This is a genomic window from Termitidicoccus mucosus, from assembly GCF_038725785.1.
In the GTDB taxonomy this organism is placed as follows: Bacteria; Verrucomicrobiota; Verrucomicrobiia; order Opitutales; family Opitutaceae; genus Termitidicoccus; species Termitidicoccus mucosus.
Genome location: NZ_CP109796.1, coordinates 1363216 through 1389991 on the forward strand (window position 1 = coordinate 1363216; position 26776 = coordinate 1389991).

11 protein-coding genes are annotated in these 26776 nt (G+C 65.5%); 9 read left to right on the plus strand and 2 right to left on the minus strand.

The genetic code is table 11. The annotated features are described in order from the left end of the window. Positions 1 to 3: 3 nt before the first annotated feature. Entirely contained in the window at positions 4 to 849 is an 846-nt protein-coding gene (locus OH491_RS04510; protein ID WP_068769137.1) for an AraC family transcriptional regulator, read from the plus strand. Between the two features lie 19 nt (positions 850 to 868). Here the strand turns inward: OH491_RS04510 and OH491_RS04515 are convergent, their stop codons facing one another. Beyond that, a complete protein-coding gene (locus OH491_RS04515; RefSeq protein WP_068769136.1) occupies positions 869 to 1627 on the minus strand; it encodes a helix-turn-helix domain-containing protein in 759 nt (252 codons plus the stop codon). 154 nt (positions 1628 to 1781) lie between these two features. Here OH491_RS04515 and OH491_RS04520 point away from each other — a divergent pair, with 154 nt between their 5' ends. From OH491_RS04520 to OH491_RS04555, 8 genes are all read left to right on the plus strand, one after another. Next, the gene (locus tag OH491_RS04520; RefSeq protein ID WP_068769135.1) at positions 1782 to 2834 is read left to right on the plus strand and encodes a Gfo/Idh/MocA family protein; all 1053 of its coding nucleotides are present in this window, start codon (positions 1782 to 1784) and stop codon (positions 2832 to 2834) included. A gap of 19 nt (positions 2835 to 2853) precedes the next feature. Then, positions 2854 to 3723: a hypothetical protein gene (locus OH491_RS04525; protein WP_068769134.1), complete on the plus strand. Its 870-nt coding sequence runs from the start codon at positions 2854 to 2856 to the stop codon at positions 3721 to 3723. Positions 3724 to 3726: 3 nt separating this feature from the next. Next, entirely contained in the window at positions 3727 to 4551 is an 825-nt protein-coding gene (locus OH491_RS04530; protein WP_068769133.1) for a sugar phosphate isomerase/epimerase family protein, read from the plus strand. 11 nt (positions 4552 to 4562) lie between these two features. Continuing rightward, on the plus strand, positions 4563 to 5435 hold the full coding sequence (locus tag OH491_RS04535; RefSeq protein WP_068769132.1) for a sugar phosphate isomerase/epimerase family protein: 873 nt from the start codon (positions 4563 to 4565) through the stop codon (positions 5433 to 5435). A 91-nt stretch (positions 5436 to 5526) separates the two neighbouring features. After that, positions 5527 to 6624, plus strand: coding sequence for a uroporphyrinogen decarboxylase family protein (locus OH491_RS04540; protein WP_068769131.1), 1098 nt, complete (start codon positions 5527 to 5529; stop codon positions 6622 to 6624). 135 nt (positions 6625 to 6759) lie between these two features. Continuing rightward, entirely contained in the window at positions 6760 to 7872 is a 1113-nt protein-coding gene (locus tag OH491_RS04545; protein WP_068769130.1) for an NAD(P)-dependent oxidoreductase, read from the plus strand. 185 nt (positions 7873 to 8057) lie between these two features. Beyond that, entirely contained in the window at positions 8058 to 9464 is a 1407-nt protein-coding gene (locus tag OH491_RS04550; RefSeq protein ID WP_068769129.1) for an MFS transporter, read from the plus strand. Positions 9465 to 9491: 27 nt separating this feature from the next. After that, positions 9492 to 10277, plus strand: a complete 786-nt coding sequence (locus OH491_RS04555; RefSeq protein ID WP_342750875.1) for a sugar phosphate isomerase/epimerase — start codon at positions 9492 to 9494, stop codon at positions 10275 to 10277. A gap of 606 nt (positions 10278 to 10883) precedes the next feature. Here the strand turns inward: OH491_RS04555 and OH491_RS04560 are convergent. Further along, entirely contained in the window at positions 10884 to 26540 is a 15657-nt protein-coding gene (locus OH491_RS04560; protein ID WP_342750876.1) for an autotransporter-associated beta strand repeat-containing protein, read from the minus strand. Positions 26541 to 26776 lie beyond the last annotated feature (236 nt).

Sequence of the window (26776 nt, forward strand, 5' to 3'; positions counted from 1 at the left end):
GCTATGCCTGATCATGCCCCCAAACGGCTCTATCTCCCCGCGCGCGACCGCTCGTTCTGGAAGTGCGATGACGGCGGCGGCGCGTTTCCCCTTCTCTATCTGGCTTGGGGGCATCGCGATTTCCACCTCCAAGGCGTCCCTGCCAGCACGCACGAGGGCTGGGTCTGCGTCTGCATCGAGGAAGGCGCGCCGGCCATCATCCTGAATGATCGCGCTATCCGCCTATCTCCCGGCCAGCTTGTTTTCATCCGCGAAAACTGCCCGTATGGCTGGGAACGCTCCGGGAGCAAAAGCTGCAAATTTTTTCTCTGGATGTGGCGGTCGCTGCTGCATCCTGAACTGGCCGCCATGCCGAATGACGCCAGCGCCCTGCAAAAGATCCCCGCCACCCGGCGTCCGTTGTGGAGTCGGCTGCATGCGATGTGCCGCGAAGAAATCCTGCGCCAGGACGAATGGAGCCGTGGCTGGCTTGAGAGTTGCCAGTTCCAGATTGAGGTTCTGCTGCTGCGGCTGATGAAACCCGTTCCCGAAGAAAAGCCCGCCGCCCGCCGGGTCGCCCTCGCCCTGGCATGGATGCGCCTGCACCCGGACAGCCAGGAGCCCGTCGGACGCCTCTGCGACTATCTGGGCATCTCGCAACCCACGCTGCACCGGCTCTTCAAAAATCAAACCGGCGAAAGTCCGCTCGCTCATTTTCATCGTATCAAGATGAACCGCGCCCGCCAGCTCCTTGGCAATCCGGGCGTCTCGGTCAAGGAAGCCGCCTTCATGCTCGGCTACCGGCATTTCAATGATTTCAGCCGGGCCTACCGCCGGCACTTCGGCAGCGCCCCGTCCCGGAAGCAATAACCGGGACGTCAGGCGCCTGCTAATCCATCCTCCACATCTGACGCCTGAACTCGCGCGGTGTCATCCCGACCATTCGCTTGAAACAACGGCTGAAATAATACTCGTCACAAAAACCCAGCGTCTCCGCCACCATGCGGTTTGAAGCCGAGGGATGGGCCAGCATGTCGCAACAGCGGTTGATGCGTAGCCGTGTCAGATGCTTGACGGGAGGCACGCCGAAGACGCGGGAAAAGCGTTTGCGGAACGCCTCGTAGCCCATGCCCAGCCGGGCGGCCAGCGCGTCCCAGTCGGGCGGCTGCCGCAGTTGTTTCTCCAACAGGCGGTCCACCTCCCCGGCCCATCGGCGGTCGCCCTCCTGCCGTGGCTGGCTCGACTCCCGAAAGGCGAGCACTTCGGACAACAGTTGCTGCAAGCGGCAGATTTCCTCGCAGCAGGATTTGGCGTCCCACGGCATGCGTTTGCCGGGCACGGCTTCGATTTTTCGTGCCCAGGCGGCGGCATCGTCAAGCGACAGCAAAGGCGGACGCTCGGGCAGCCAGCCCGCCCTTTGCCAGGCACGGGGAATCTCCCCGGAAAACACCAGGAAAATCTCGTCCCAGCAACCGCCCGCGTCGGGACCATAGCTGTGCCAGACGCCCGGATATAAAAAGAACAAGTCGCCCGCCGAAACCGGCTCGCGCGGCGTGCGGGCATCCTCGAACCATCCCCGGCCCGAGGTGACAAACACCATGCCAAAATAATCAAGTTCGCGGCGGCTTTGGGTTTCAGTTTTATGCAATGCCCCGGAAATAACCACATGCCCCGGTTGCGACCAAGGGGAAGAAAGAGGGAAAGAGTGACGGGCTTTCATAAACGGATGCCATGCCAAAAAACACAAATTTTGCCAATCACTCTATTCAAAAAAGAAGGGATTGTTTGCTTTAATCACAACGATGAATCCAACCCTCCACTCCGATTCCTCCAAGGCATTGCGCATGGCGTTTTTTGCCGTCGGCGGCATGGCGCTTAATCACCTGAAAGCCATCGCGCAGCGCGGTGACGTGCGTGTTGTCGCGATGTGCGACCTGAGCGAGGATGCGTTGGCCGCCGCGCGCGCCGTTCTCGCCGAGCATTACGCCCCTTCCGAGATCGCTTCCATCCGCACGACAACAAATGCGATGGCGATGGCCGGCGACGTTGACTGCGACTGCGCCTTTCTCTCCATCCCCAACCCGGCGCGCATTCCCGTCGCAAAGCGGCTGGTTGCCCGAAGCATTCCCTTGCTCATGGAAAAGCCCGCGGCGCATTCGCTCGAAGATTTTGAGGCGCTGCTGGCCGGACAACGCAAGACCGGCGCCGTCGTCATGGTGTCGCAGAATTATCGCTACACGCCGGGCGCATTGCTGGTTCGCCGCCTGCTGCGGCAGGGAGAGGTTGGGAAGGTCGAGACCGTTGCCGGCTTGTTTCTTCGGAATCATCTCAAGGCGAGCCGATTCTACTACGGGAAACTGCCGGGACCGGTGCCATTTCGCATCGAGATGGTCATCCATCACATGGATATGGTGGCCGCATGGCTTGGCGCCTCTCCCGAGCGTGTTGCCGCCGACGGATTCCGCACGCCGATCTCTTGGGGCGTGGGGGATACCGGTTGCGATGTTCTGGCCCGCTTTAGCAACGGAGCGCGGCTGAATTATCATGGCGACTGGAGCGCCGCGTCCTCCGTGACGGGATGGAACGGCCAATGGACCGTCACCGGGTCGATGGGCGTTCTCACATGGCAGGGCGAAAACCGGGTTTGCCTGAGACGCAGGCACGCCGATCCCTTCTGTGACGATGGCGAATGGGTCGAATTCCAGGCCGCCCGAAGCGAGGATTCACTGACAGCGATTCACACGGAATTTTTCACCGCGTTGCACGAAGGCCGGATGCCCGAATCGAGTCTGGAGGAAAACGCCGCGTCCTTCCGCCTCTGTCTTCAGGCCGCCACACAAAACATCCTGCGTTAACTTTCTACCGCCGCCATACATGAAAACCACCCGCTGGGAATATTCCACCGGACGCATCGAAGGATTCTTTGAATCCGACGGTCTCCATTTGAAAAACGAATCGCGCGACACCAAAGACGGTGCGCTCATCGGCCAGCTGCTGCTGCCTTACCGCCTGCTGTCCCGTGACGGCTGGCATGGGGAAGGACGTGAAACGCCTCATGCGATGGCCGTGCTCGACAACGGGATCGAATGCCGCTGGCCCGCCTCGCTCGCGCATCCTGCCGACCTGACAATCCGCACCACGCTGGGCGGCGAAGGCGTGTTCGATGTTTCGATACGGATCGAAGCCCGCCACGGGTTCCGGGATTACGAGTTGTTTTATTCGAATTACTTTGACCGCATTTCCCGAAGTCTCCACGGCGGCGCCTATGTGGCCTCGTTGCCCGCCGAGAAGCCCGTTGTCCCCGGCTGGACCCAAGTGTTTCCCGGCGCCAATCCGATCTTTCGCGAAATGTATATCGCCTTCCCGCGCGACGAGCACGGCGCCGCCCTCATTTGCGATGGACGCTGGCAGCGCGGGCGGCATTTCACCCGTTTTGCGCCCTGCCGTTATTACGCTGAGCCCATTGGATTTTATCACAATCCCGGCACCGGGCTGGCTGTCTCCATGATGGCCTCGCGCGAGGACTGTTACTCGGTCAGCATGGCCTACCGGGCCGATGATCCACATGACAAGGTGGGCCAGCACTGCTCGCTTTACCTGTCGCTTTTTGGCCGCGACATCCAGCCCGGCGAAACGGCGAACGCACGACTGCGCATGGTGGCCGATGACAGCGGCGCGGATGCCACCCGGCATTTTGCGCACTTCGAGGAGTTCTCGAACAGCATCGAGACAAACGCCTCCTGACCCATGAAAATCGGCATCAACTTGATGCTCTTCGGAGCCACGCCGGAAGCGTGGCCTGATGATCTTCCGCGCCTCCTCAGCGCCGCCGGAGCCGATTGGATCGAGGTGCCGACTTTCGATCCCAAGCCGTCCGCCTTTGCCGGGATCGCCAAGTGTCTTCGCGATTTGAACCTGGGAGTCTCGGTATCCAGCGCGTTGCCCGCGGGTGTTTCCGCAGTCGCGGATCGAAATGCCGCCGGCCGCTGGAGCGATTTCCTGAGCCGGCTGGCCGACACCGCGCACGCACTCGGAGCGGACCTGGCCATCGGTCCGCTTTATCACCCCGTAGGCGAGTTCGCATCCGGCGCGCAGGCCGATCTGCACGCCCGGCTGGCCCAGCGCCTCGCGGGCTGGCGGTCTCCGGCTCCTGTTCGTTTCGCACTTGAACCGCTCAACCGTTTCGAGACCAACGTGCTCAACCTATGCGCGGACGGCGCCCGCGTCATCGATGCAGCCGGCAATCAGGAGTTCGGCCTCATGGCCGACACATTTCACATGCATATTGAGGAACGCGACCCCATCGCGGCTTTCCGCGAACTGGGTTCCCGCTGCCTGCACTTTCATGCAAGCGAAAACGACCGGGGCGCGATCGGCTCAGGCCAGATCAACTGGTCCGCATGGTTTGCCGCCATCCGTGCGCGCGAACTCCCTGTTGTCGTCGCCGAATGTTTCTCGGCCGGGCTCGGCGAACTCGCAGCAGCCACGCGCATCTGGCGCGACGTCGCCGGCATCCCGGAAGACTGTGCATCCCGGTCACTCTCGTTTCTCCGCAATCACCTCACCGCATAATAATAAACACCATGAAAATAGGATTCCATACCGACGCCTTCAATACGGCTTTTGTCTCTTTCCGCCATGCAGTGGACTGGGCCTCCCGCAATAATGTTCATAATATTGAATGCGGGTTGCTCGGCGGCGTGAGCTGGATACACGGGCTCGGCTACCAGCCCCACGTCGGATTGCACGAAGATCCGAGGGAGTTGCTCGAATATATGGCGGAGCGCAGCGTTTCCTTTTCCCAGATTGACGCCGCCTATCCCTTGTCCGGATTCGACGGTCTCACTCATGGCGTCGCCTATATTGAAAAAGCCATTCCCTGGACGTCGCATGCCGGCTGTCCCTTTATCGACACGACGGACGGCCTGCACAAACCCGCCGGGGTGGAAGAGGAAGACTCAATGCAATGGATGGCGCTTGCCTATCGGCGGATTGTGTCTGTCGCCGGCCGCTATGGTATTGGCATCAATATTGAGCCGCACGGCTATTTCACAACCAAACCTCATTTCGTGGAACGCATGCTTGACTTCGTGGACAGCCCGCTGCTCGGCCTGAACATGGATACGGGCAATACATTCATCGCCGGCGAGGACCCCGTGGCCTATTTGGGAAAATTCATCACGCGTGTTCGCCACGTGCATGTGAAAGACGTGTCCCCATCGCTTGCCGCCGCCGCGCGCGGAGAACAAACCGGCATCGCACTGAGCCATTGCGCATTGGGCGAAGGGGCCAATGCAAACAACATCCGCGAATGCCTCCGTTTACTCCATGCGCACGGCTATCAGGGGACGCTTAGCATTGAGTGTGAAGGGCAGTCCGGCCCGATGCTTGCCGCGTCGCTCGCATGGCTGCGCAAGACACTCGCGGAACTCGGCATCCCTGACGAAACGGCCTGACCCCAGACTCTCCCAATGCGCTTCTTGGCTGGCGCGCCCTCCTCGGACGAGGGGAACATGCCTCATCTGCAAATAAACAGGATAAAAACACATGAATTCACTGGAAAATTTCCGCGCGATGATGAACCCGGGCCGCGGTGAAACACTCCCGCAATGGCTCCCTTTCGACCTGCCCGTGACGCCACCCATCGCCGACCGCATCGAGGCCCGTTTCGGCACGCGCGACGCGGCGCAGGCGTTCGACCTGGATTTCCGTTACTGCGGCCCGCAACTCGCCGATGACCCGGAGCGCTGGCGCGCCGCCTTCGCCGCCCAAGGCATATCCCTGCCGCCCGATGCCGAGCTTCGCCCGATCGGCGCCGTCCTCGTTCCCCCCGCCCAGGCCGCCCACGATGGCGCCTATCACCTGCGCGAGAAATTCTACCCGCTGGCCTCCGTCACCACGGTCGGGCAACTGCGCTCGCTGCCCTGGCCCGATTTGGACACGGCGCTGACTGCGGGCACGCTCGCCGAGGATGTCGCCGCCATTCACGCCGCCGGCAAGGTCGCCGTTTGCAACATGGAAGTCACCGTCTTCGAATCCGCCTGGTATCGGCGCGGCATGGATGTGCTGTTCGAGGACCTGATCGAAGGCAATGAAATCGGCGCATGGCTGCTGGACTGGTTCACCGAGTTTTCCGTGCGGCGCGCGCGTCTGGTGGCGCGGGCCGGCGTGGATGTCGTGGGGCTGGGGGACGACGTGGGCACGCAGCGCGGCATGATGATGTCAGTCCCTTTCTGGCGGCAGCACCTCAAACCGCGACTCAAGCGCGTGATTGACGCCCTGCGCGAAAACCAGACGCGCCCGCTGTGGGTCCGTTATCATTCCGACGGCGACATCCGGTCGGTCATTGACGAACTGGTCGAGATCGGCGTGGACATTTTGAACCCCGTGCAACCCGAATGCCTCCCGCCCGCCGAGGTGATTGCGGCACACAAGCACCATCTCAAATTCTGGGGCATGGTGGGCACGCAGACGACGATGCCGTTTGGCACACCCGACGAGGTGCGCGCGGTGGTGGCGGAGTGCGCGCGGTTCGCACGCGAGGGCGCGGGAATTGTCGTCGCGCCGACGCACGTCCTCGAACCGGACGTGCCTTGGGAAAACATCGAGGCGCTGGCGGACGCCGTCCGCGCCGCGCGACTCTGAGTCGCCGCCGTATGCCGGGATGGTCCGCCTTCCCTCGTATTCTCTTGAATGAATAGAGCAGGACTTGCCCCGCATCGCAGGCATGAACATGTCTCGTGCTCCCTGCACAGCCTGCCTGTTTCACAACGCCACATCATGCAATCCGCCCGCGCGCCACTTGTCACGCCAGCCACCCGTTCCCTCCATCGCTTTAGCGCCGATGACCATCGCTGCCGCATCGTCGCCGTCCTTTCCCCATTCGAGCTTGCGCATTTTTTCCCGGATGGACTGGGCGAAGCCGCGTCCGCGCATGGATTGCCGGAAATCATCCTGCGCCCCGTGCCTGAAAAAAACACCGAGCCCTGGGCGTGGGGTGAATTTCTGGAACAAGAACGTCCCGATGTCCTCATCGGCGGCTGGGACATGCCCGGGCTGCCCGCTCCGGATGAGGAGGGGCGCGGAGGCTGCCAAGCCATCCCGAAACAACTCTGGCCCGGCTATGTATGTTTCCTCACCGGCACCCTGCGCAAAAAAATCCCCCGCTGCTGGATCGAGCAGGGGCTGCTGGTCTCCAACTGGGGCGATTCCATCAGCCGCACCGTGGCCGAGTCCGCGCTCATGTTGATTCTCGGCGCGCTTCGCTGCGTGGCCGCCAACCAGCACAATCTTCACCAGGACGGCGGCTGGAAACTCCCGCACCGCCCCGAGCAGAGTCTCTTCGGGCGCCGGGTCGGATTTCACGGTTTCGGGCGGGTGGCGCAGGCGCTGACCCGCCTGCTGCAACCCTTCGGGGTTTCGCTGCGCACCTTCGCCCCCGGCACGCCGGAATCGGCATTTTTTGAATACGACGTGCACACATGCGCCACGATCGAGGAATTGTTTTCGTCCTCCGACGTGCTCGTGGAACTTGCCCCGCTTAATGACCACACCCAGGGGATTGTGGGGCGCGAACTTCTGGAACTGCTTCCGGAGGGCGCGGTGTTCGTGAACACAGGGCGCGGGCAGGTGGTGCGCGAAGCCGAGCTGCTCGAAGTCGCGCTCGCCCGCCGCCTCCGCGTGGCGCTCGATGTATTCGAGACCGAGCCGTTGCCGGCGGACTCGCCCCTGCGCGCGCACCCGGAGATTCTCCTTATGCCGCATCAAGGCGGCCCCACGCTCGACCGTTGCCGTGATGCCGGCGATTTTGCCCTCCGCCAAGTCGCCGCCTGGCTGCGCGGCGAGACTCCCTCCGCCATCATCACCCTGCCCGTGTGGGATATGTCGTCCTGACCGCCACCGCCGGCTCAATTCGAATTGCGGACTCCGGAGAAACATCAGGATCGGGAAGCGCGCGCGTCCTGCGGCGGGTTTCCAGAGAGGTCTGTTCTCTTGAGTGAATACACCAGACTTTGCCTCCCTCGCGACAAGGCATCAAGCATGGTTCCGCCATCCAGACAGCAGCCCCCTTCCCTTCCGTGAGCGACCAAACCGCCAACAAACCCCCAGCCGCCACGCCCGCCAGAATCTGGCGCACCGGCACCCTTGTCTATACTTCCGCCGGGCTGGCCGCGCTTTTCTTCTGGCTGCTGCTGGGAGACTTCGCGTGGTCCATGCGCGACCGCTCCGTGGCGCCGATGGCGCAGTGGTATCTGAACCACCTCGGCGTCTCCAGCCTGCTGTTCGGGCTGCTCATCAGCTCGCTGCCGGCGGCGCTCGGCCTCGTGCTCGGGCCGATCATCAGCGTGAAGTCCGACCGGCACCGCGGCCCCCGCGGGAGGCGCGTCCCGTTCCTGCTCGTCACCACTCCCATTGCCGCGCTGGGCATGATCGGGCTGGGGCTCACGCCGCTCATCGCGCGCGGCGTGCATGCGCTGTTTCCAGGGGCGGGCGAGACAGCGTCAGCCATCGTGTGCTTCGCCGTGTTCTGGACCGCCTGGGAATTCGGCACTATCGCGAGCAAATCCGTTTTCGGAGGGCTGATCAACGACGTGGTGCCCAAGCCGCTGCTCGGACGCTTTTACGGCCTGTTCCGCGCCATCGGCCTGCTTGACGGAATGGTGTTCAACTTCTGGATCATGGGTTTGGTGCCGGCGCACTTCACCCTGATTTTGTGCGCCATCGGCGCCTTCTACGGCATCACTTTCATGTGGGTCTGCCTCAAGGTGCGCGAGGGCGGTTACCCGCCGTCCGAGGTGGGCGATGGCAACGGTGGCGGCGTCCCCGAAGGGCTCGCCGGCTGGGCGCGGCGCGGTGTCGCGGAGACGCGGCGGTATTGCCGCGAATGCTTCACCCAGTCGTATTATCTGGCTGTGTTCGCGATGCTGATGCTCGCGGGCGTGACGCAGGCGCCGGTCAATGTGTTCACCATCCCGCAGGCGCGCAGCCTAGGCGTGGACATGGATCTTTACGGAAAACACGTGGCATTGTCGTTTCTCATCTCCCTGTGCCTGTCCTTTTTCCTTGGCTGGCTGGCGGACAAGTTTCATCCGCTGCGCGTGGTGATGGCCACGCTGGCCGGCTATGCGGCGGTCGCGCTCTGGGGCGGCCTTTGCGCCACCACGCCGGGGACTTTCCTCGCCGCGTGGGTGATGCACAGCGTGCTGGGTGGCGCCTATATCACGAGTGCGGCGTCGCTGGGCCAGCGGTTATTCCCGCACTCGCGCTTCGCGCAATTCGCCTCGGCGGGCGAGGTGTTTGTCGCCGTTGCCAGCATGGTGGTCGCGCCGGCGGTCGGAACGCTGATCGACGCGTCGGGCCAAAACTACCGGCTGACTTTTTTCGCGGGCGGCCTTTTGGCCCTCGGCGCGCTTTCCTGCGCGTTTTATGTCCACGCCCGCTTCAAAAAACTCGGCGGCCCCGCAAACTATATCGCCCCGGAATAACCGCCTCGCCGCCCATTGCGCCATGCCATGATTACATATGGATTTTCAACGATAGGCTGCCCGGATCTCGACATGGATTCGGCATTGGAATTATGCATTCAATACGGACTCGATTTTCTGGAGCTGCGAGCGCTGGGAGGCAGCACCGATTTGCTTGAATATTTCAAGCAAAACAAAACGTCTGCCGGCATGCCGAAAGTGCTCGTCCTGGCATCATCCTTCGCCCTTCTCGGAGAAGATAAGGCAAGGAGGGAAAAACTGTATCGCGAAGCGGAACTTGCCGATAAAATCGGGGCGAAATATATCAGAGTTTTTGGGGCAGGCGGGAACAAGATGGAAAACAATTTAACCAGAATTCAGATCGAGGCGGCGGCCAGAACCATCGAAGCTCTGAGGAGAGAATTCGATAATAGAAACGTATCATGCGAGTTGATTCTGGAGACGCACGATGTGCTTTCATTTTCCAAACCATGTTATGATTTGAATAACTGCCTGGACATCCCCGTCCCAATCCTGTGGGACAGTTATCATACGTGGAGGCACGGGAAGGAATCGCCGGAGGACACATGGTCCCTGCTGGGACCCATGATCAAACACATACATTACAAAGACGGGCTTGCCTCGTCCGGATCATCAGCAGGGGCATATACGCTTCCAGGAGAGGGGCAGTATCCCTTGTCTGAATTGAAGCGTGTTTTGCAGTCTGGAAAATATGAGAATGGAATCTCTCTGGAGTGGGAAAAGTTGTGGCATCCGGCACTCCCTGCAATCCAAGAGGCGCTGAATGCCTTCATAAAAATTTTCTCATTATAATACCGAGTCGCGTTCAGAGATATATTCCAAGATTCAGGCAACGACAGGCGTCTTTTGACGAGCGCAGTCTGGTCTGGAAGCAGAACATGAGAAAACAAAGGGGAATGTGGTGCTGTAGTCCCTGCCAAGGGTAGTCCTCGAAGTAAAATATAATGGGCGATCCAAAACCATTCCAGAGATCGTTTAACAAAAGATGAATTCATTAATCAATCCTTCGTAACCGGATGCAATTCCGATAAACAATCTGCCACCCAAGTTCTCCCCTGAATTGAAATGGTCGGGCGGTAAACGTAAAACAGGAAATCAAGGCCGCTTATTTTTTCAAAATCCCTACTTTCACAGGGAAAAACATATCGGTTGGCGTCTTATAGTGGATAAAACGGTTCGCTGCTAATCGTGAACGCAGGCTCCTGCACGCATCGAACGCCCTAAATCGACATCATTCGCATCATTTTCGGGCTGAAATGGGCACATTGGCGCCGAAATCAACCCAAGTTTTGCATCAAATGGCGCACCGATGTCACTCTATTCCAAAGCCCGAACTAACTTGGTGTGAGTTGTCGCTACTCTCCTGATCAAGGCGCTGTAGCCTAGCATTTTAAAAGGTTACCACAGGCGGCGGTAGCCGAGGTTGATGCCCCAGGGGCGCTCGTAGCGGGCGGCCCTGGCGTATTCGTAATCCAGATACATCTGGCTCAGGTCGTTGATGCGATACATCGTCCCGAAGCCGAACTCCACGCGCTTGCCGTCGTAATCGGGGCGCATGCTCTTGCCGTGCGCGGTGACCTCGCCGCCGTCGGAATCGACCGCGACCGCGGCAAATTTGCCATACGGATACCAGCGGCTGTCCCGGAACTGCCGGCCAAAGCGCACCTGGGCGCGATACTGCGCGAGCATCGTGTTGCCCACGCTCACATGAATCGGACGCAGGCGCGGCGTGCGGTCGGTGTCGTAATCGACGTCGTTGAGCCACATCACGCCGGCCTGCACCGCCGGCTCCACCCACCAGCCGTCCGCGCGTTGCAGGCGGCGGCCAAGCTCCAGCGAGACGCTTTGCGCGTTCGACGAGTAGTGGCCGGTGGTCACGTGGCCGTCCACGGCACGGGCCTCGAAGCTGTTCTTGTAACGGTCAACCCGCGCCACGAGGTCGGCAAACCAGCCGTCGGGCGTGAGGTGCGTGAAGTAGGCGCCGAGCGAGATGTTGCGCGTGTCTCCCTTGCCGTGGTTATGGAATTCGCGGCTCGTGTTGCCCATGTCAACAAAGCCGCCGAGGAGGTTCACGCCGTTTTCCAGGCTGAACGCCTTGTCGAGGCCGCCGGTCAGGCCGAAGCCGTATTGGCGGTAGCCCAAGCCGGTGATGGCGTTGGAGGCGTTCAGGCGGTAGCCGCGCGTCCTGACCCAGACGTTGCCGAAGCCGGTGTCGGAATCGCGGGCAGAAATGCCCGCGCTCCTTTGGGCGGCGGAGCCGTCCTGGAGGTTTTCCATGCGCACCTCGCCCATGCGCTGGTGCAGGCTGTCGTTCCAGTCGAGGCCCAGCGGGGAGGCGGTATTCAGGATGGCGTCGGCGGCGTGCGAGAGGCCGGCGTCGGTCAGATACCATTTGTTCAGGTCGGGGGTGTATGAGGTGCCGTCGCCGCGGAGCAGTTCGAGGACGGTCACGCCGTATTCGAGTTTGCCGCCGGGATTGCCGAGCGTGAAGACCGGCGCGCCGGTGCCGGTGGTGATCAGCTCGATCGCCAGATTCATCACCGCGGGCTCGCCGGACGGATTGACAAACACGGTGTGCGCGCCGGCGCCGGCGCTGGCGATGGTGAGGTGGTTGGCCACGGTGCCGGCGGGGTTGATGCCGTCGTGGGCGGCGGCGAGGTCGGCGTTGAGGAGGAACGCGCCGGGCGTGTTGCCGAGGGTCTGGATGGTCGCGGTGCCGGTCGGGGTGCCGAAGGCGACGCTGCCCTGATTGTTCAGCGTGCCTAGGCGGATGCCGTTCACGTCGAGCCAGAGAGTCGAGGCGGCGTCGAGGTTGACGGTGCCGGCGTCGCCGGCCAGGCCGGTGGCGTGCGCGAGGTGGACGACGGCATTCTTCAGCGTGGCGTTCGCGATGGCGTTTCCGTGTGCGACGGTCAGGCCGGCGTTGCCGCTGTTGGTCACGGCGAAGCTGCCGGAGCCGGCGAGATAGTTTTGGAGCGTGCCCGAGACGCCAAGCAACTCATAAGCCGCGCCGGTCGCCACGCCCACGGGCGCGTCGCCGAGGTTGTCGATGAGCGTGGCGGTCACGCGGCCCGAGGCGATGGTGGCGGTGCCGTGGAAGGCGGGGCTGGCGCCGGTGAGCGTGACCGTGCCGGTGTTGGTTTTTTGGAAGAGGCCGTCGCCTTCGAGCGTGTTGCGCATCGTGCCGCTGGCGGCATTGTCCACTTGCAGGGTGCCGCCGAGCACGATGTGCGCGGTGCCGAGGCCGGCGGTGTCGGCGAGGCGGGCGTGCGCGCCGGCCGCGAGGGTCGTGCTGGCGCTGAAGCCGGCGTTTGCGGAGAGGATGTCGAGCCGGCCGGAGGCGAGCGTGAGCGCGCCGGTGCCGGTGAGGGAGCCGGCGACGGTGCCGCTGGTCGCGCCGGTGTAGCGGTTGGAGCCGGTGATGGTCAGGTCGCCGCCGTGGAGGTCGAGGGTCGTGCCGACGGCGGTGTTGAGCAGGCCGACGGTTTGGGTCTTGCCCGCGATGTCAACGGTGGCGGAGCCGGTGAGGTCGAGCTGCGAGGTGAGGCCGAAGGCGTGGTCGGTGAGGAACTCGACGAGGCCGCGGCTGACGAGGGTCCGCCCGGTGTAGTTGCTGTTGGCGTTGCCGACGATGATGCGGGTGTCCGAGCCGGTGCCGGCGGCGCGGAACTCGAAGCCGGCGTCGTGCTCGGCGCCGGTGGAGGCGTCGGACGGGTTCGGGCCGGCCTTGCTGGTGAGCTGGACGGTGACGGCGTTGTCGTTCGCGCCGGTGTTGTCGAGGACGAAGAGCTTGCCGGCCTCGTCGGCGTTGATGCGGGTGAGGCCGTAGGTGACGTAGAGGCCGTTTTTGCTGTCCACGCCGGGGGCTGAACCGCTGACGACGGAGGCGCTGTAGTTGTAGTAGCCGGTCGCGGCGGAGCTGGCGGCGTCGGGCGCGGCGAAGGTGATGAGCGTGGGGTCGCCGACGGTGCTGCCGTCGAAGCGGGTGAGCGCGACGGTGACGTTGTCAACCGTGCCCATGGCACGGACGACCTGGACGCTGTTGAGCGGGTTGAAATCGTCCTCGAACGGATTCGCGGCGGAGGCCGACGGCGGGACGGGGGCGATGCCCGTCGGGATGTCGAGCGCGAGCGTGCCGGAGCCGGAGAGGTCGGTGACGATGAGGAAGCCCGCGAGCACGGTCGAGGTGCTGCCGGTGGTGGCGACCTTGAGCGTGCCGCCGTCGAAGGCGAGGTTGCCCAGCGCGTAGGTGCCGCTGAGGAGCGTGGAGGCGCCGGGGCCGAGCTTGAGGGTGGCGTTGGCGAGCGTGCCCGCGCCTTTGCCGGTGGCGGCGTTGATGTTCGCGTCGGCGGCGTCGAGGAGGAAGCGGCCCTGGCGCAGGTTCAGGGTGCCGGTGAAGGCGGCGTTGCGCGACTTGGCGGGGGCGGTGTCGAAGCGGAAGGCGTCGGTCGCGTCGTCGAGGGTGGCGCGCAGTTCGCCGGCGCCGTTGAGGGCGTTGGCGAAGGTGTAGGTGCCGCTGGTGGCGGTGAGGGCGAGCGTGCCGGTGAGGTCAACGATCGCGCCGTCGCCGAGGCGGGCCTTGCTGTCGGTCGCGGCGGTGTCGGCGTAGGCGGCGGAGGTCATGACGGCCCACGTGCCGGTGAAGGCGCTGTTGTTCGCGCCGAGGGTGGCGGTCTGGCCGGTGACGCTCACGGTGGCGGCGCTGACGGTGCTGGTGATCTCGCGGAGGTAGGTGCCGGAGGCCGCGAGGTCGAGGTTGAGGACGGCGGTGCCGGAAACGTTGACGAGCTTGCCGGGGGCCTGCGTGCCGGTGGCGAGGACGTCGGTGAGGCGGAGCGCGCCGCGGTTGACCTCGACGTTGCCGGAGAAGGCGGTGTTCTGGCGCGCGAGGGTCACGGTGCCGGTGTTGGTTTTTTCGAGCGTGCCCGCGCCGGCCAGGATGCCGCGCGCGTCGGCGGGGATGGCCGCAAGCGTGCCGTCGCCGGAGCCGGTGCCGAGCGTCCAGCCGGACGCGCTGTCCACGATGAAGCGGCTGTTGGCCTCGATGAGGACGGCGCGGGCGTCACCGAAAGTCGTGGCGCTGGTGACGGCGAGCGTGCCGGAGGTCGCCGCGTCGCCGGCATGGTAGGAGCCGGCGAAGGCGGTGTTGCTTCCCGTGAGGGTGACGTTGCCGGCGTTGGCGACCTCGACGATGCCGCCGCCCGCGAGGTTTTTGCCAAAAACGCCCGTCGCGCCGTCGAAGCGGAGCAGGCCGTTGGCGGCGGCGGGCGCGGCGATGGAGCCGCTGCCTCGCACGGTGACGAGGCCGGGCGTGGCCGCGCCGAGGCCGGAGGTCTGGTTGAGGATGGCGGTCGCGCCGGCGGCGATGTCCACGGCGGCGGCGAGCGCGGCGTTGGAGCCGGTGACGGCGAGCGTGCCGGCGTTGAGTAGGAGCGCGCCGGTGCCGGTGAGGGCGTTGTGGCCGCGCACGGCGCCGCCGGCGTCGGCGATGGTGAGCGTGCCGGAGGAGCCGAGGTGGAGGACGCCGGTGTGCGCGCCGCCGGTGTTGTCGATGTCAACCGAGCCGACGATTTGCGCGGTGGCGCCGAGGTCGGCACGGGCGTTGGAGGCGGTGACGACGAGGCGGCTGGTGTGCGTGCCGGTGGTGCCGAGGGCGTTGCTGACGCCGAGGTTGAGCGTGGTGTTGTTGCCGACGGTCGTCGTGCCGGTGTAGGTGTTCTGGCTGGTCAGCGTGATGCCGGGGGCCGAGCCCGTGCCGCTGGCGAAGAGGACGCTGCCGTTGGTCGTCTTGTCGGTGATGAGGGTGTCGAAGATGCCGGTGGCGTCGTCGTATTTGCGCACGACCTGAAGCTCGAGGCCGTTGTAAACATCGAGCTGGGTGAGGCGGTAGCCGATGCTCAGGTCGCTGCCGGAATTGGTGAGGGCCGCGACGTTGTAGTGGGCGTCGGCGACGGTGCCGGAATTCTGGACGACGGTTTGCGTGATGGTGGTGGCGAAGGTCTGCACGCCGCCGACGCTGAGCCGCACGTCGATGTCGCCGGTGGAAACGGCGCCCGCGATGTTGCTGGTGCTGGTGGCCAGCAGGATGGCGTTGGTGTTGCCCTGCATGGCAAAGAGCGAGGCGTCGTTGCCATAGAGCGGTTTCACGAAGACAGCGTCCACGTCGTTGCCAAGGTCAACCAGGAAGGTGGTCGTGCCGGTACCCGCCGTGGCGGAGTCGGAGCGGATGGAGCCGGCGGCGATGACGCCGGTGGCCTTGTTCGCGCCGTCAATCGTCCACGCGAGGGTGCCGCCGTTGAGGGCGAGGGCGGAGTGGCGCAGATCCCACGCGCGACCGGGGGCGGCGGTGTTGCTGGTGACCGTGCCGAAGCTGCCGGGCTTGGTGACGAGGTCCGCGCCGCCGTTGAAAAAGGCGGTCGTCACCGCGTCGATGGCGTAGCGGACGTTTTGCATCCGGGCCTCGCCGGTGAAGGCCGCGCCGTTGGCGAGCGCGGCGGCGGTGCCGCTGCCGAAGGCAAAGGTGGTGCCGCTGTCCGCGACCAGCACGCCGGCGGCGGCGGCGGCGGACTTGATGATGTTGCCCAGCGCGTAGGCGCCGGTGTGGGACGCGATGGTGAAGGTGCCGGTCCGCGCGATGGCGACCGTGGAGCTGACCGCGCCCGCAGTGGCGGCGCTGCCGGTGATGGCGAGCGCGCCGTCGTTGACCCACGTGCCGCCGGTGTAATCGCTGGAGCCGGTGAGCGTGATGGTGCCGCTCGCGCCCGCCACGGTGGAGTCCTTCACGACCTTGAGCGAGCCGCTGAGCAGGGTGCCGAAAAGGATGTCGTCGGTGTGGTCGAACTTGAAGGTCGCGTCGCCCGCGCCGCCGACGACCCTGCTCACGGCAAGCGTGCCGGAGCGGCTGCCGGTGCCGAAGTTGACGAGGCCGGTGGAGTATTGGTCGTCCGCGACCGTAAGCGTGCCGGTGGTCTGGACGAGCGCGCCGGCGGCGATGTTCAACGTGCCGCGGCCCGCATATTGCCCGGATTGGGCCTGACCATACAGATTGCCCACCCCGACATAAATGCCGCCCGTGGTGACAAATTCGGAGCCGGAGCCGGTCACCGTGAGCGCGCCGGTGCCGCTGGTGGCACTGCCGCCGCTTATCCAGCCGATGTTGCCGATGTAAACATGCGCCGCATTGCCGTTGAACCTGCCGCCGTCGGCCACGGTCACCACGCCGTCCGCGCCGTCGCCGATGGTGAGCTGGTTGCTCAGGTTCCAGACGGAGCCGCTGCCGGTGACCAGCACCTCACCATGGCCGCGATTCACCCCGAGGAACGGCGCCTCGTTGTAGATAAACCCGCCGATGCTGGCGGCGTTCGACGCCAGTTCGCCGCCGTTTTCGACGACCAGCCGCCCGCTGCCGGAGAAGCCCACCGTGACGGCGGTCTTGGCCACGCCGCCCACCGACGCGCTGATTTTCGAGCCCGTGCCGGAAATGAGCACCGCGCCCTCGCTGTTGTCCGCCGAGGCGAGGACGAGGCGGTCGGTGGTCACGGTGGAGCCGTCGAGCACGTTGAGCGTGCCTTTGCCTCTGCTACCGACGGTGAGACGCGAATCAATGCTGCCACTGGAGGCGGAGTTCACCCAGGTCGAGGAGCCGGTCAATGTCACCGTGCCCTCGGAGCCGGCCTCCTGGCCGATGTGGGTGCGGAATTTGTTCGTCGCGTCGCCCGGATAAACCGTGCCGGTGGTGACGAGCCGGCCCTGGTCGCCGAGGAGAAGGGTGCCGGTGCCGGTCTGGCCGACGGCGAAGGCCTTGCTGTTCCACACGGCGGTCGAGCCGGTGACGGTGGCGACCGCGCCGCCGTCGATGACGCCGGCGGAGGAATTGTTGATGCGGCCGGTGCCGGTGAGGGCGAGCGTGCCGCCGAGGACGGCGGTCGTGCCGGAATAATTGTTGATGGCGCTGAGGATGAGCGTGCCGACGCCGAACTTGGCGAGCGATTTGCCGTCCCAGACCGCGCCATTCTGGGGTTCGTCATTCAAGGCCACATCGACCTCGAAGGCGTTCGTGCCGGCGAGGGTGAAGGTGCCGTGGCTGTTGGTGGGCGTGGCATACCAGGAAAGGCCGTAGCCGACGTAATAATCCGTCCCGCCCACGATGATGCCGCCGCCGTGCAGGTAGTCGAGCGTGTTGCCCATGCCGCCGACGTTCACGGTGTCGAAGTCGCCCGTGATGGTGTTGGTCGTGTGGATGATGATTTCGCGCGTGTTGATGAGCTGGCTGGCCTTGGCGACGGTGGTGGAGGAGTCAACGTAGCCGGTGACGTTAAGCGTGCCGGAGAGCGAGGCGCCGGCGGCAGTGAGGCGCGCGGGCTGGCCGGTGCCGGTAAGGGCGTAGTTGAGCGAGGAGGCGGCGTTTTGCGAATACGTGCCGCCCGCGGCGACGGTGCCGCCCGCAGCCACGGTGAGCACGCCGGTGCCGCTGGCGCCGACGAACAGGTCGCCCCCCGACGTCAGCCAGCCACTGCTGGTGACGGTGACCGCACCCGCGCCGTCACGACCAATGTAAACCTCGGTTGTCGCATCCAGCCGCCCGCCGCTGACCGAGCCGCTGCCGGTCGCGCCGGAGAAGTAACCGAAATTGACTTCGTTTCCGCGCGCCGTGCCACCGCTGATGGCAAACACGCCGTTGCCCTCGCTGCCGACAATCAAATCGCTGAACGTATCGAGCAGCCCGGCGGTGACCGTGCCGCTGCCGGTCGCGCCAGCGTTGTAGCCGAAGACAATGTTGCCGCCCGTCGCCGCCGCAGTGCCGCCGTTCAGCGTCAGCGCGCCCGCGCCGTCAATGCCGACATAAATATCGCTGGCGGCAAGGTGGCCGCCGTTCACGACAACCGTGCCCGAACCGCCGTAGGAGATGACGACGGTGTTGGCCGCCGTGACCGTGCCGGTGATGTTCAGCACGCCCGTGCCGTCGTCACCGACCACGATGCTGTTCGTCGCGGCGAGATACCCGCTGACATTGATGGTGCCGCTGTCCGCCACCTCGTCGCCGATTAAAACATCGCTCGTGCCGCCCGTCCAGCCGGCGATGCTCAGCACGCCGCCGTTGACGGCGGTCCTGCCGGTGTAGGTATTCGTGCCGCTGAGGGTGGCCTGGCCGGGGCCGACCTTGGCAAGGTGGCCCGCGTCGCTGATGGTGCCACTGAGCGTGAGGCTGGTCACGGCGGCGGGGGTGGAAATCGTGGCGGTCTTGTTGGTGGCGATGACAATGTTGTTGGTCGCGGTGGCGGTGGCGTCGGCGCGGAGGGTGGCGTCCTGTTCGAAGTGGATGCCGATGCCGCCGTCGCCGAGCTGGGCGCCGCTGTTGAAGGCGAGCGTGCCGGCGGAGCCCGCGCCACCCGCGGTGCCGAGCCAGATGCCGCCGGCGAAGGTGTTGCCGGCGTTGCGGAAGACGAGCGCGCCGGTGCCGGTCTTCACGAGGGTCTGCGGGGCGGTGGTGTTGGTGGCGTAGGAGGCGGGGGCGCCCAGCAGGAGCGCGCCGGTGAAGGTGGAGGTGGTGGCGATGGAGCCGCCGGTGAAGGTGTAGGCAAGGACGTTGTTGTCCACGCGCATGCCGGTGACGGTCACGCCGCTGCCGGTGACGGCCACGGTGTTGCTCGTGACGGCGGCGGCGGTGAAGGCGGCGGCGGCGTAGTCGTAAACACGGTCGCCGAAGTAAACGGCGTCGGCGTTGACGACGTGGCCCTCACGGGTGCCGCTAAGACCGAGGTTGTGGTTGACCCAGAGTTCGTTGGAGAGGGAGTTGGTGTCGTAGGGGTTCCACGTGGCGAGGCCGGAGCCGTTGCCGACCCAATACATGTAGAGGTTGTTTTCCTCGGCGAGGAGCCAGATGTCGCGGTTGGTGGTGGCGTTGGTGAGGCGGGCGTCGTCGCCGAGCACGAGTTCGAGGGTGTGGCGGTCGGTGAGGTCCTCGCCGTGGGCGGTGACGGTGAGGTTGTTGAGGATGCCGGAGCCGAGGGCGGCGCCGGTCTCGACGAGGAGGAACTGGCCGAAGGTGAAATCGAAGAGGTCGAAGTCGGCGGCGGCGCCGGCGGCGAGGACGCCGTTGGTGACGAGGCGGTCGGCGGTGCCGGTGCGGGTGATGTCGTAGGCGCCGGGGTTGCCCAGATCGACGCGGATGGCGGCGTTGTTGAGCGTGAGGGAGCCGGCGGCGCTGGTGTCAAACGTGAGCGCGCCGATGCTGCCGGGGGCGTGCGCCGTGGCGCTTTCGATGAAGAGGCCGGGGAGCGCGTCGGCGGAGACGAGGCCAGAGAGCGTGACAGCCCGCGCGGCGATGGTGCCGCCGCCGGTGAGCCAGGCGGTGGAGGAAAGCGTGAAGGCGGTGGCGGCGGCGTTGTCGCCGAAAGCGGTGTTTTGCGTGACGCGGAACGCGCCGTCGTTGACGTTGACGGCGCCGGTGAAGACGGAGCGGTTGGCCGTGCCGTCGGTGCCGCTGAACATGAGCGCGCCGGCGCCGTCCTTGACGAGGGTGTTGCCGGCGGCGGAGGTGTAAACGGTGTCGTCGAAGATGACGTGGCGCGAGCCGGTGACGGCGAAGAGCGAGTTGGCGGCGCTGAAATACGCGGCCTCGCCGAGCGAGGCGGTATTGCCGGAGAAGACGATGTCGCCGGCGGCGGCGTTGAGGGCGAGCGAGCCGCTGGTGTGGAGCGCGCCGCCGTAGCCGTTGGGGCCGCTGGCGGTGTTGCCGGTGATGAGCGCGGCGGCGGCGCCGGTGTTGGCGATGGAAATGCCCGTCCCGACAATGGCCCCGCCGTAGGTGGAGACCGCGCCCGAGGCGGTGTTGCCGGAAATCGTGATGCCCGCGCCGGCGAGCGTGACGCCGCCGTTCGCCATGATGGCCCCGCCAAAGGCGTTTGCGACGCCCGAGGCGGTGTTGCCGGTGAAGACAAGGCTGGAGCCGGTGAGCGTGACCGCGCCGCCGCTGTAAATGGCCCCGCCGTAGGAAATGCCAGCCGTGACACTGGCGACGTTGGAGGTGAAGCGGAGGTCGCGCCCGGTGAGCGCGAGGGTGCCGGCGCCGGCGTAAATCGCGCCGCCGTAGCCAAGGCCCGTGGTGTTGCTGGCGAAGGCGAGGCTGGCGAGCGGGGCGTTGAAGACGAGCTGGCCGCCGTCGGCGACATTGATGGCCGCGCCGGGGGCAAAGGTGCCGGTGTTGACGTTCTGGATGGTAAGGGTGGTGTTGCCGGCCGGCGCGAGGGTGAGGGTGCCGGTGGCGGCGGTGACGTCGATGTGGTTGCGGATGGCGCGGTTCGTGTCGGTGGAGAGGGTGGCGGCGCCGTTCACGGTGACGAGGCCGGCGGTGCCGCCCGGCGTCGCGTAGGCGGAGAGGGCGGTGTTGCTGGCGACGCGGAGGTTGCCGGCGGTGAGCGTCGCGCCGCCGAGGAAGGTGTTGTTGCCGGAAAGGGCGAGGATGCCGAAGTCGGTTTTCGCGATCGCGCCGGTGCCGGAGATGACGCCCGAGGCGGTGAGGATGCCGGAGCCGGCGATGTCGAAGACGGCGGTCTTGCTCGCGCTGACGACGATGGGCGCGGCGAGGGTGGTGTTGACGGCGCTGAGGTAGTCGAGGGTGCCGGTGCCGAGGAAGGTGATGGCCCGGCCCGCGCCCGCGCCGACGCCGAGTTGGTTGCCGTTGGCGAAGCGGATGAGGCCGCCCGCGGAGCCGTCGGTGCCGCCGATGACGACGCCCTCGGCGAAGGTGTTGGCGCCGTTGGCGAAGTCGAGCATGCCGTCGCCGGTCTTGGTGAGTTTGCCGGTGTATTTGGCGATGCCGTAGTCGTTGGTGCCGGTGGTGTCGGTGGAGGGGAGGATGGTGGTCTTGTCGATGTCCGCGAGGGCGAGGGTGCTGATGTTGCCCGCGCCGGAGAGGCGGACGATGCCGGTGGCGGCGGTGTCCACGAAGAGGTCCACGGGACGGACGGTGCCGGTGACGGTGTAGTCGCGGGTGAAGCCGGCGGCGGCGGCGAAGGTGACCATGTCGCCGTTGATGAAGAGGTTGGTGGCGGGGCCGGCGTCGTGCTCCGCCCAGTCGTTGGTGAGGTTGCCGCCATCGGGGTTGAGGCCGTTGAAGACCCAGGTGTTGTCGTCCTGCCAAAGGCTGGCGGCGGCGGTGGCGATGACGTGGCGGTTGCGGGCTGCGACGTTGAGGTAGAGGTTGCCGGCCTCGGTGTAGGAGATGACGCGGGCGCGGCCGAGGCGGGGGTCGGAGGCGCCGGTGAGGCCGGTGGAGGCGATGTTGAGGCCGGGCGCGCCGGCCTCCCAGTAAACGGCGGCGCCGCTCTGGTTCTTCGCGGTGTTGAAGCCGGTGATGCCGCCAGTGGTGGTCATGAGGAGGTATTTGCCGTGCACCATGTCGTCGAGGTCGAGGCGCAGGGCGTCGTCCAGGGTCGCGCCGGCAAAGGAGGCCGCGCCGGTGACGGAGACGCGATCGGAGAGAAGATTGCCGGGGTGCGCGGTGTCGGCGGCGGTGCCGAGGTTGACCAGCCAGTTGGCGGTGGCGGCGAGGGTGACGTCGCCGTAGAGGTGGAGCGTGCCGAAGGAGCCGCTGGAGGCGCCGGTGTAGTGGGTGTCGCGCACGCCGTCGTTGTAGAGGTCGAGGACGCCGTCGAGGGCGATGCCGTTGCGCGCGCCGATGCGACCCTGCCCGGCGAGGGTGCCGCCGGCGGCGAGGGTGAAGGTGTCGGCGATGGCGGTGTAAACGTCGGGAACGCTCACGGTCGTGCCGGTGACGGCGGCGGCGGAGCCGGTGGCATAGGTGATGGAGAGGCCGTGGCTGGCGTCGTCCACGATTTCCTGGCCGAGGTAGCGGGTGGCGCCGCCGGCGAGGATCAGGGTCGCGCCGGCGTTGACGGTGGTGCTGCCCTCGACGGCGTTGTTGCCGCCGTGGAAGATGGCGACGGGCGAGTCGGCGCCCGAGCCGATGGTGATGCGGGCGGTGTTGCCGGCGGAGTCGGAGCCGGAGGCGGTGAGGGGATCGCGGAAGGTGACGGTGTTTGTGCCCAGAATGTCGAGCGCGGCCGCGCCGGCGAGATGGATGGCGCTGGAGGAGCCCGCGTCCGGATTCCGGAGGGCGGTGCTGTAAACGTCGAGCGGGTAGGCGATGCCGGCGAGGTTGCCCTCGAAGAGGATGCCGCCCGCCGTGGTGTCGAGGACGAGGTGGCCCACGCCCTTGGAGTTCGCGACGAGGCCGAGGAGCTGGGAGCCGTCCACGAAGATGCCGGCGCCCTGGCCGACGGAGGTGTTGGCGAGGATTTGGGTGTCGCCGTTGACGGTGAGGGTGCCGGAGACGCCGGGGGCTCCGTCGCGCCCGGCGACGAAGATGCCGCCGCCGTTGGACCAGGAGGCGTTGTTGCGGAGGGTGAGGTCGGGGGCGAGGACGGTGTTTTCGCCGGCGGAATAAACACCGCCGCCGCCCGTGTAACCGACGTCGCCGGTGTAGCCGGTGGGAACGTGGATGGTGGCGATGGCGAGGTTGTTGGCGATGGTGGCGTTCCGGATGCCGAAGTAGCCGTGGCCGTCGAGGTAAACGCCCGCGCCCTGCGTGCCGAGGTTGCCGACATAACCGTTGGCGAGCGTGCCGATGAGCAGGCCGTCGTCGCCGGTGAGCGTGCCGGAGATGAGGAACGCGCCGCCGCGCCCGGAATTATAGGCGGCGGCGGCGGACCAGTCGTCCGCCACGACCAGGCCGCCGTGGCTGAGGGTGAGGGTCGCGCCGGGGTCGATGACGAAGCGGTTGCGGATGGTGGCGCCGCCGATGGCCGTGGCGTCGATGGTGGAATCGACATGGGTGAACACCATGCCCTTGGTGGACGCGCGATTTTTGGCGAAGTCGTAGCGGCCGAAGCCGGCGGCGTTGTTCAGCATCACGAGGCCGCCGGTGACGCCGCCGTCGCCGAGGTGCGCGCCGCCGTAGAATTCGTTGGCGTTGTCAAGCACGAGGGTGCCGGCGCCGACCTTGACGAGCCGGCCCGTGGGTTCGTCGCCGCCACTGTAATAGCCGGCGGTGGCGGAACTGTAGAGGGAGGAGTTGTAGGCGATGATGCTGCCGCCGTCGAACTCGTGCGTGCCGGCGCCGAGGACCTGCATCTCGGCGACGATGACGTTGTTCGCGCCGGAGAAGCCGGGGGCGTTGATGGTGACGCTGCCGCCGGCGGGGTCGTCGAAGATGGCGATGTCGCCGTCGAGGAACTGGCCGGTGCCGTCGGTGCTGGGCACGTCCCAGTTGGCGTCGAACATGTTCCAGATGTTGCCTGAGGCGCCGGTCCAGCGGGTGGCGACGTTGTTGCCGAGCGCGGCGTTGATGTTGAGCCTGAGTTCGTTAGTGCCCGAAAAATAGGTGCGAATCTCGCCGGTGATGCGGCGGTTGTGGACGCCCGCGCCGTCGGTGATGTATTTGCCGTTGAGGGTGAAAAAGCGGGAGTCGGTCGAGCTGGTGGTGAAGTTCCAAGTGTGCGCGGTGTAATCGCCCAGAATGCCGCCCTCGACGCCGGTGCTCACGAGGAGATAGTCGCCCTTGAGCAGGCGGAAGATGTCCACGGTGAGGTCGGCGCCGATGACGATGTCGCCGTGCACGTCGAGGTAGCTGGAATTGTCGCCGCCGGTGCCGAGGTTGCCGGGCTGCCCGTTGTCCAGGAGCGCGGTCCTGAAGATGCTGTTGCCGGAAATGACGGAGGTGCCCGAGCCGGCGTAAAGGTGCAGCTTGCCCATGAGCGCGCCGGCGTCGCGGTCGTCATACATGAGGCGCGATCCGGGGGAGATGATGGCGTTGGAGAAAGTGATGTCGCGTCCGGCGATGATGTCGCCGATGCCGGAGGCGATGGCGCGGTTTTCAAAACGGATGTCGCCGACGCCGGACACGCCGCGAGTGGCGTTGCTGTTGCGGAAGGCGCCATCGGCGATGCGCAACTCGGACTGCCCGCCGGTGAACAGGGCGACCCCGTGGCCATTGTCGTAATCCTGCGAGCCCATCGAGAAGGCGCCGCCGTCCCTGATCAGGATGAGGCCGGCGTTGACGGTGAGCGAGGAGTTGCCGAGCGAGGGCGCGAAGGCGCCGAGGTCGTTGTTGCCCGAGCCGGAGCCGTGCACCATCCACGCGGCATGCTTGGGGGAGAAGAAACTCTGGAGGTCGTCGGTCTCGAAGGGGTCGTTGATGACGACGGCCGCCTCGGAGCCCGCCTCCTGCGCAAGCACGGTCGAGCGGGCGTGGACCTCGCCGCCCGTGCCGATTTCGACCGCGGCCGAGCCGCGCCGGCCGACGACGACGCCTGCATTGTAATCGCCGGTGTGCGTGCCCGAGTTGAGCACCACGCCGGCCTCCAGCCTGGAACGGAAGATTGCGTCGAGCCCGCCCACCCCGCTGATGTTCAGGGTGCTGCTCACGCCGGCCTGCGCCCCGAGGACGACATCCGCGCCGTCCGCCGTGGAAACGGAGGCGCCGTCGAGGATGTTGAGCGTGCCGTCCGCGCCGTCGCCGATGACGAGCGTGCCGGTTTCCAGCATGGTGCGGATGTTGCCGACGAAGCCGGCCACGTCGAGCCGGCCCGCCGAGGTGCCGCCGATGACCGCCGCCTCGGTGCCGGTGAGCCGCCAGCCGTTCGTGATGGTGCTCGCGGCGTAACTGCCGGAGGCCGCGACGCTGTCAATCGTGAGCGGGCCGCTGGTTTCGAGCACGGATTGGATGTATTGGCCGTTGTCGGGGTTGATGCCCAGCTCGCCGGACAATTCAAACGCGCCGCCGTCGCGCACGCGGATGCCGCGCACGCCCTCGATCTTGGCCGCATCCTGGATGAGCACGCGCCCGGCGGTGTCGATGTCGCCGCCGAGGGTGAGCGTGGAGCGCTTGTAATCGACTTTCAGCGTGGCGGGATCGGTCATCACCGACGCGCCGCCGATGGAGAAAGTCTGCCCGGAGGAAAGCACGAGCGAGCCGGCCGGGCCGCCGTTGACCGAAAATCCGCCCAAGTCCACACCCGCGCCGCCGTCCACCTCGAAGGTGCCCGAGGTCGACCACGCCAGCGAGCCGGAGCCGCCGAGGGCCGGCGTCGAACCCGGGTTCGTGCCGCTGATGCCGGAGACGAGGATGTCGCGCGCCGTGATCGCGGCGTCGCCGGCGGCGTCGATGGACGCGCCGTCGCGCAACTCCAGCCGTCCGCCGACCGCGAGCGAGGAGTCGTCGAGCGCGATGGTTTTTCTGCCGCCCGAAAGCGTGAGGTCGTCGTCAAACACCGCCTCGCTTTGCCCCTGCAAATCGAGCGCGATGACGTTGCCCGAACCGGAAAATGCCGTGCTGTTGGTCACATGGAGGGAGGCGCTGCCGGACAGGTTGACGGTCGCGGTGCCGCCGCCGAAAAGCAGGTTCTCGATGAGGGCGGCGGAACGGGCGAGGTTCAGCGTGCCGTTCGCGCCCGCGAGCGTGCCGCCGATCACGACGGACTCGGCGTTGAGTGCGGCCGACGCCGGGCCGCCCGGGCCCCGCAGGGTGACCGCACCTTCAGCGCTTTCTCCAATTACGATTTTTTTACCAAAAAGATAAGCATCTTCAAAGACGACGGCAGCCCGTTTCCCCTCGACGCCAAAACCGAGGTCATGCGCGACTGAGCCGATGGTGCCGCCACTGAACAAGAATGCCCCCGACCCGGTGGCAAAGCCGAGATGGGTGCCGGAAATCGTGTGGCCGTCCATCGCCACCGCCAGCGTGTCGCCAGCGGAGAGCGGATTGGTGGCGCTGGTCTGGATCAGCGCCCACGGACGTCCCGCCGGCACCCACGACGCCCAAGTGCCGGAGCCGGTCAGGTCGGCGTTGAGCCTGATGCCATTTGCCGCGACGCTGCCCGAATGCAATGCGCCCGAAAGCGTCGTGGTATCGGATACATCGAGCGACCAATGACCCAGCGCATCGACCTCATATTCCTGCGCCGGGGCATGCATCAAACTGCCGATGGAGATGATCGCAAGCGCCACGGCCCGGGTGGATACAAGCGGAATTGAGGATGAATGAGATGATTTCATTGTGATAATTTGTATCCAAAAATTTGTAATTCAGATCAGATGAGACTTATGACCAGCCCGCTTTCAAAATACTGCTATACAATGAGAAATGCCTTTTCATGAATCTTGAATTCCTGTATTTGACTAGATTTATAAATATATTTTTTACAAAAAATGCCTGAACGATTCGTTGCCATTTTTCAATTCATTTTCATCAGACTATTGCCGTCCTGCCTCATCTGCTTGATCAATTTTAC